Below are 6922 nucleotides of genomic sequence, written 5' to 3' on the forward strand. Positions count from 1 at the left end.
ATTATTTTGGTCGCTTGTATTCGTCTGTGTGGGTGTTTTTTGGTTGTTGGAATTATTTTGGTCGCTTGTATTCGTCTGTGTGGGTGTTTTTTGGTTGTTGGAATTAGTAGTGTTATTTGTTGACTGTGTACTAGTTTGTTGGTTATTAGTATCCTTCTGTTGTGTCGTGTTTGTCCCGTTTTGTCCTGATGTGCGAGAGGAATTTGTAGAAGTTTTTGTGCTATCAGTGTTACTAGAAGAATCTGAAATAGTGGGAGTTAGCTTTACGAAAGATGGATTTTCTATAACTTTTTGACCAGTAACTGGTTGTTGTGAACTCACAGCTTCGGCTGTTTCAGTTTGAACTTTAGCGATCGCCGGATCTGGATTCGATTGTTGCTGTCGAGGTAGATCCAACCCCCGTACTATATCGCTAGTTTCATAAAAAGTTCTCAGATCAAAATCGTACAACCCTTGAAATCGACCCTTCACTACAACAAGCATTTGACCTGCTTTTAATTCCCGACCCTGGGAACCATCTTTATTGAAAACTTCAATACCGCTATTTGTTAGTGCTGCTACAACTGTAGTATCTTTTTTTTCATCGTAGCGGACAAATAATGCTGAACCACGAATTGCTGCTGCTGCATTTGGTGTGTTTACCCGTGTTCGTCCCTGTCCTGGTGGAATCAATAGCAACACAGTACCGTTGGTCAAGCGAAAGTTTCGTGTCTTTGGTAAGAATCGAAATATTGCTTGCTCTCCAACTCTTGCTAAAGAACCATCATTAAAACGCAACTCCGCTAGAGAGGCTCTACCAGTGGACAGCCCGTCCCCCGGTATTATAGCATCCGACTTGCGTGCTCGGCGCTTAGGTTGCTTGTAGGGCATGAGCTGTACCACATTATGAAGATTTTGGATCACAGCCCTAGTTAGAGGTGTCGCAGCAGTAGCCTGTTCTGGCAAAGGTAAAACCGCAGTTCCCCAGCAGCCAGCCACCAAGAATGGGAGTAATTTACGAAACATTTTTTGGAGCCTCGGTAATTTCACTAATGCCAAAACAGTATAAAATAAGCTTTTATATTAAAATTTTGTGGTTCTTAATTATTCTTCTATAGCAAGATTCTCCTATAATATTTTGTTGAAATACATTTAATTGTTCAATAGATAAAAACATGCAAATTGACTATTACTAAAATTATTTAAATATTATCAGAAAAATCTTACTATTAAGATTACTGGAGGGAAATTATATCATTATTTGGAAATAATGAATAAAATCAATAATCATTTACAATGATATAAGTAGTTCAAAATATAAAATATTCATGTTACATCAGCAATTTAAAATTAGCAGATAATTTGGTTACGAGACGGGTTACATTTGAACAATCAAACCTTTTGTCTTACTCTTTACGCTTTTCCCACCTGTCAATGTTATTTGACTCAATACTAGGCAGGAACTTCTAAGGAAGCTTATGGGTCTAATTTTTAGAAAACAGATTTTAGTATGCAACCCAAAGGCTGGAAAAATTTTTTGGTCAAAGTTTTGTTGGCCTCTAGTGGCGTCAACTGGTATTTCATTAGTGTTGATGCGGTAGGGGCTGCAAATTCAAGCTTGAGTGACTTTGGAGACAATTTAGGAGCAAAAGCGCCACTTTTGCCAGTTGATCAAATTACGAATCAATCACATCAGCCGTCACGACCAAAAAGCTTAAGCTCAAAATCAAAGCTTTTGTGGTCATTAAGCTTGATAGACAGGGTAGATGTCCCAACAAACGATGTAGTCCCTGAAAAAGAAGAAAATGTTCCTGTATTTTCGACTACTACTATCTTTTCTACAGGTGAACCACTAAAATTATACTCTCAGACTACGCAAAAGTTAACTCCTCTGCAACCAGAGTCTACAACAAAAAATGCTCCTGAGCAGATTGATCAGCCTAGTGAACTACCACAATTAGAAACACAGCCAACCTATACTTCCAAACCTCCCTCTACACAAGTAGAACAAGATTTGAAAACACCAGAGACAGAAAGGGAAAAAAGGCTGCAAAGATTGATACAGCGCCTCAAGGGTAACTATTTACCATCACCAGAATCAAATTCACCAGAATCAAGTATTGATGAGGAACTTGGTAAACTGAAACTAAGAGAAGTAATACCGAACCCAGAACAACCACAACTTCCATCTCTCGAACAACCACCAAATCAATTCAAACCTGTGGGCTATTTATTAGCTCGTATTGGCTATTTTTATACCAGTAATATTTTTTCATCAGCAGTTGTTCCAATTGAAGATAGCTTAATTTATTCTGGGCTAACACTTGGATCTATTTCTTTTCCTTTGGGGAAAAAAACTTTTATCAATGGATCTGTTGATGGTTACTTAATTCGTTACTTAGATCAATCAGAATATAACTATAATCAGGTGAGATTCAATCTGAATCTTCAGCAGCGATTTACGCCCCAAATGTATGGTGAAATTGGTTGGAGTAATCAACAGCTTTTTTATGCTAGAGATAATAGTAACTTTGATGATGGCGATCGCTTTTTGGGTGAGAATGTCCTGCGGCTAGCTTTCGGAAGGCGAGATATTTTATCACAAAAAATAACACTAGATAGCTTTTATGAATTTCGTCTTAGTCTCACCGATCCACCGGAAGATCGTAACCGAATTATTAATTTCTTCTGGCTTTCTCTGAGTTATTATTTACACAAGTCTCTCCAAGCTGGTGTTGATTATCAATTTAGTTTATCCAATTTTACAGAATACGAACGAGAAGATTTATATAACCGATTGTTTGGTCATTTAAATTACGGAATATCTAAAAATAGTAATGTTAGTGTACAAGCTGGCTTCACATTAGGTAACTCTACTGAGAGCAATATAGATTTTGATGGTTGGTTTTTGGGTATTAATTATAATTTAGAACTGGGCCGATTTTGAAAATAGAATGACCCTTGACCCTTGACTAATAACTAATCCAATCACTCCAACTACCTGCGTAAAGTTTACCCGTGTGAATCCCGGCTAATTCTAAAGATAGTAAATTTACACACGCAGTGACGCCAGAACCGCAATAAACTATAATTTCATCCGCTTGTTTTAGCTGTGACCAACGGTGAATTTGTTCTTGTGATGGAAGTAAATAACCTTTGCTGTCGCTAACTTCTGACCAAGGATAGTTGACTGCGCCAGGAATATGACCAGCTATTTTATCGATGGGTTCACGAATACCGAGGTAGCGATCGCTTTCTCGTGAATCTACCAAAGCTACTCCAGGTAAATCTTTACGATTGATTACTATTTGACGCTCCACTACCATCTGTGGTTGCATTGTATAAGTAAAAGTACCTTTTTGCTCAGGTTGAGGGATAATATCTGTAACACGATAATTGGCTTTTTCCCACTGGCTAAAACCACCATCTAGAACCGCTACTTGTTCATGACCAAGATAGCGTAATAACCACCACAATCGAGACGCAAAAGCAAAGTGAGAATCGTCGTAAGCTACAACTAGAGTTTTTTGGAAATTTACTCCGATGGTTGATAATTTATCAGCTAATTGATCAGGATTAGGTAAAGGATGTCTCCCCCCATGTTCTTCTACAGGACTAGAAAGATCTTGATTAAGATCTAGGTAGTAAGCACCTTGAATGTGGCTGGTTTGGTACTGCTGTTTTCCCAGTTGTGGATCGGCAAGAGAAAAGCGACAATCCACTATTACGACTTGTGGATCTTCAAGATGTTCTAGTAACCATTCACGAGAAACGATAATGTTGGTCATTGGGGATCGGGGAGCGGGGATTGGAGGAATTATTAACTACCATCAACAACTAACGACTAACTAAAAATAATGTCACAATTAGGTAACTTTACACCTGAACTTACGGCAGATGGTTCTTTTACTTTCTTTTCTCAAGAGTTTGGTGAGTCTTTTCATAGCCATTATGGAGCCAGGCAAGAGAGTTTTTTAAAGTTTGTTGAACCTACTCAACTGGCTGTAAAAGCCAAGTGTAAACCTGTGTTGCGGCTGTTGGATGTTTGTTATGGATTAGGATACAACACAGCTGCCGCTTTGCAAACAATTTGGTCTGTGAATCCTGATTGTGATGTGGAAGTAATTGGTTTAGAAATAAATACTGCTGTACCCCAAACTGCGATCGCTCATAAATTATACGAAACTTGGAATTATGAGTATATTAATATACTTAATAAGCTAGCTTATGAGCAAAAAGTACAAATAAATAGTCTCAAAGCTAGCTTACTCATTGGTGATGCCAGAAACACTATTCAGCAAGTGTACGCATCTGGTTTTCAAGCTGACGCGATTTTTCTTGACCCCTTTTCACCACCTCAATGTCCGCAGTTGTGGACTATTGAATTCATTCAATTGTTGGCTTTGTGTTTGCAAAGTGATGGTATCTTAGCTACATATTCTTGTGCGGCGGCTGTACGTACAGCACTTTTAGTCGCTGGATTACAAATAGGTTCGACTTCACCAGTTGGGAGGCGATCGCCTGGTACTGTTGCAGCCCATAAAGATGACACAGTGAGCATTGTTGATAGATTCTCCGCGTCACCACATTTGCCACTTTCCAAGTCTTTACCGCCCCTATCCCAAGCAGAAATAGAACATTTACAGACTCGTGCTGCCATTCCTTATCGTGATCCTCAATTAACAGAGTATACCGAAGTTATACTTAGGCGACGCCAACAAGAACAACAAGCTTCTTCCTTTGAACCAACATCTCGTTGGCGAAAACGTTGGGAGTCTGAAAGAAATAATACTTATGTTAAATAGTATACAAGTATTTTAATGAGCTATGGAAAAAAATAAATATTAGCTAAGTGTAATAATTTTTACTCATTTAGTGTAAACTTTCGATATTGGTAAGGTAGGAATTCCTGACTGTGTGCTACTCAAAAAAGGAAAACTCACCCCCGAAGAATGGGAGATAATGAAGCAGCACGTTTTAATTGGTGAAAAAATTTGCCAGCCTTTACGCAGTATGCAAGGCGTTATTCCTATTATTCGTCACCATCATGAGCGTTGGGATGGATCGGGTTATCCAGATGGACTCAAAGGCGAAAAAGTTCCCTACTTGGCACAAGTATTTCAGATTATTGATATTTATGATGCCTTGACTAGCGAACGACCTTAATAAACTGGCTTTTTCTCCAGAAGAAGCAGTTGCTCTCATGCAAGAAGAAACAGCCAAGGGGTGGCGCAATCCTCACCTGATGCAGCAGTTTGCAGAATTTATTCGCAGTTGTCAACAATAGTGTTTAGTTGTTAGTGGTATGATTTGAGGCTGAATCTCAAAGTACCAAGCTCAATCAACGCAATTTACTTGGCTGATAGCTAATTATGGTAGTTGTAGCAATTTTAGCGGCAGGACGTGGGACACGGATGAAATCCAATCTTCCCAAAGTTTTACATTCTTTGGGTGGGCGATCGCTTGTTGAGAGAGTAATCGAAACTGTCCAACCGCTTTCCCCTTCACGACAGATGGTAATTGTAGGGTATCAGGCTCAAGAGGTCAAAGCAGCCATGCTGTCAATTCCCGATCTAGAGTTTGTAGAACAGAGTGTGCAACTAGGAACAGGTCATGCTATTCAGCAATTGCTTCCTTACTTAGAAGGATATAGCGGCGATGTACTGATACTTAACGGTGATGTGCCTTTACTACGCACCGAAACTCTGCAAAATCTCCTACGAACACACCAAGAAAAACAAAATGCCGCCACTATTTTAACTGCTTACCTCAGCAATCCTAAAGGCTATGGACGCGTTTTTTGTGACGGTGACAATATTGTGCAGAAAATTGTTGAAGAAAAAGACTGTACTTCAGCCCAAAGACAAAACAGCTGTATCAATGCGGGCGTGTACTGTTTTCGTTGGCAAGACTTGGCTAAAATATTGCCGCACTTACAAGCTAATAATGCCCAAAAAGAATATTATCTTACTGATGCCGTCACTCAAGTTTCTCCAGTGATGGCAGTAAATGTAGAAGATTACCAAGAAATTTTGGGGATTAATGATCGCCTACAATTAGCATCTGCCTACGAAATTTTGCAAAGGCGCATTAAGGAAAAATGGATGACCGCAGGTGTTACCATCATTGACCCTGCTAGCACCACGATTGACGATACTGTAGAGTTAGAGCCAGATGTCATAATTGAACCACAAACACATTTACGTGGAAATACGGCAATTCAGACAGGCTGCCGCATTGGACCTGGTAGTTTGATTGAAAATAGTCAAATCAGTGAAAATGTCACTATCATGTATTCAGTGGTGACGAATAGTACAGTCCAATTTGGTAGCCGCATTGGTCCTTATGCCCATTTACGCGGACATGCAGAAGTTGGTGCTAAATGTCGAGTTGGTAATTTTGTGGAATTAAAAAATACCAACCTAGGTGAACGCACTAATGTTGCTCACCTATCTTACTTGGGTGATACAACAACCGGAAATCAAGTCAATATTGGTGCAGGTACTATTACTGCCAATTACGACGGTGTGAAAAAACACCAAACTATAATTGGCGATCGCACCAAAACTGGCTCTAACACCGTTTTAGTTGCACCAATAACCTTGGGAGATGATGTTTACGTAGCAGCTGGTTCCACAATCACAGAAGATGTCCCTGATGATTGCTTAGTAATTGCACGCCAGCGCCAAGTTGTGAAACCAGAGTGGCAAAAAAAAGAGAGTGGGGAATAGGGAGTGTGGGGAGTGTGGGGGGAATTATTTAACAAGTCTCTTCCCAATCCCCATTACCCCTTCGCCCCTAATCCCCACTCCCTTGGGGCTACGGTGTACACACAAGTCTGAAGTTACTCAAGAATCTGGGGGTTTTACTTCACCCTAACCACTGCTTGAATTCAATAAACGACCACCCGAATTCAATAAACGACCACCCGAATTCAATAAAC

5 protein-coding genes and 1 pseudogene are annotated in these 6922 nt (G+C 39.7%); 4 read left to right on the forward strand and 2 right to left on the reverse strand.

Annotated elements, in window-relative coordinates:
• A partial coding sequence (locus AC5JMK_RS10760; RefSeq protein WP_495910062.1) for a FecR domain-containing protein occupies positions 1-1005 on the reverse strand: 1005 nt, incomplete at its 3' end.
• 484 nt (positions 1006-1489) lie between these two features.
• Here AC5JMK_RS10760 and AC5JMK_RS10765 point away from each other — a divergent pair.
• A complete protein-coding gene (locus tag AC5JMK_RS10765; protein ID WP_495910063.1) occupies positions 1490-2926 on the forward strand; it encodes a hypothetical protein in 1437 nt (478 codons plus the stop codon).
• A gap of 25 nt (positions 2927-2951) precedes the next feature.
• Here AC5JMK_RS10765 and AC5JMK_RS10770 read toward each other — a convergent pair whose 3' ends face one another.
• A complete protein-coding gene (locus tag AC5JMK_RS10770; RefSeq protein ID WP_495910064.1) occupies positions 2952-3767 on the reverse strand; it encodes a sulfurtransferase in 816 nt (271 codons plus the stop codon).
• A gap of 69 nt (positions 3768-3836) precedes the next feature.
• Between AC5JMK_RS10770 and AC5JMK_RS10775 the strand changes: the two genes are divergently transcribed.
• From AC5JMK_RS10775 to glmU, 3 genes and pseudogenes are all read left to right on the forward strand, one after another.
• On the forward strand, positions 3837-4784 hold the full coding sequence (locus tag AC5JMK_RS10775) for a tRNA (5-methylaminomethyl-2-thiouridine)(34)-methyltransferase MnmD (RefSeq protein ID WP_096677867.1): 948 nt from the start codon (positions 3837-3839) through the stop codon (positions 4782-4784).
• Positions 4785-4866: 82 nt separating this feature from the next.
• Positions 4867-5266: pseudogene (locus AC5JMK_RS10780) on the forward strand (HD-GYP domain-containing protein); the annotation flags it as partial.
• Between the two features lie 85 nt (positions 5267-5351).
• A complete protein-coding gene (gene glmU, locus AC5JMK_RS10785) occupies positions 5352-6710 on the forward strand; it encodes a bifunctional UDP-N-acetylglucosamine diphosphorylase/glucosamine-1-phosphate N-acetyltransferase GlmU (RefSeq protein WP_096677865.1) in 1359 nt (452 codons plus the stop codon).
• Positions 6711-6922: the final 212 nt, after the last annotated feature.

This window comes from Pelatocladus sp., from assembly GCF_059505505.1.

Coding starts and splice junctions, on each gene's coding strand:
- glmU (WP_096677865.1), top strand. CDS start 5,352: ATGGTAGTTGTAGCAATTTTAGCGGCAGGACGTGGGACACGGATGAAA.
- AC5JMK_RS10775 (WP_096677867.1), top strand. CDS start 3,837: ATGTCACAATTAGGTAACTTTACACCTGAACTTACGGCAGATGGTTCT.
- AC5JMK_RS10765 (WP_495910063.1), top strand. CDS start 1,490: ATGCAACCCAAAGGCTGGAAAAATTTTTTGGTCAAAGTTTTGTTGGCC.
- AC5JMK_RS10770 (WP_495910064.1), bottom strand. CDS start 3,767: ATGACCAACATTATCGTTTCTCGTGAATGGTTACTAGAACATCTTGAA.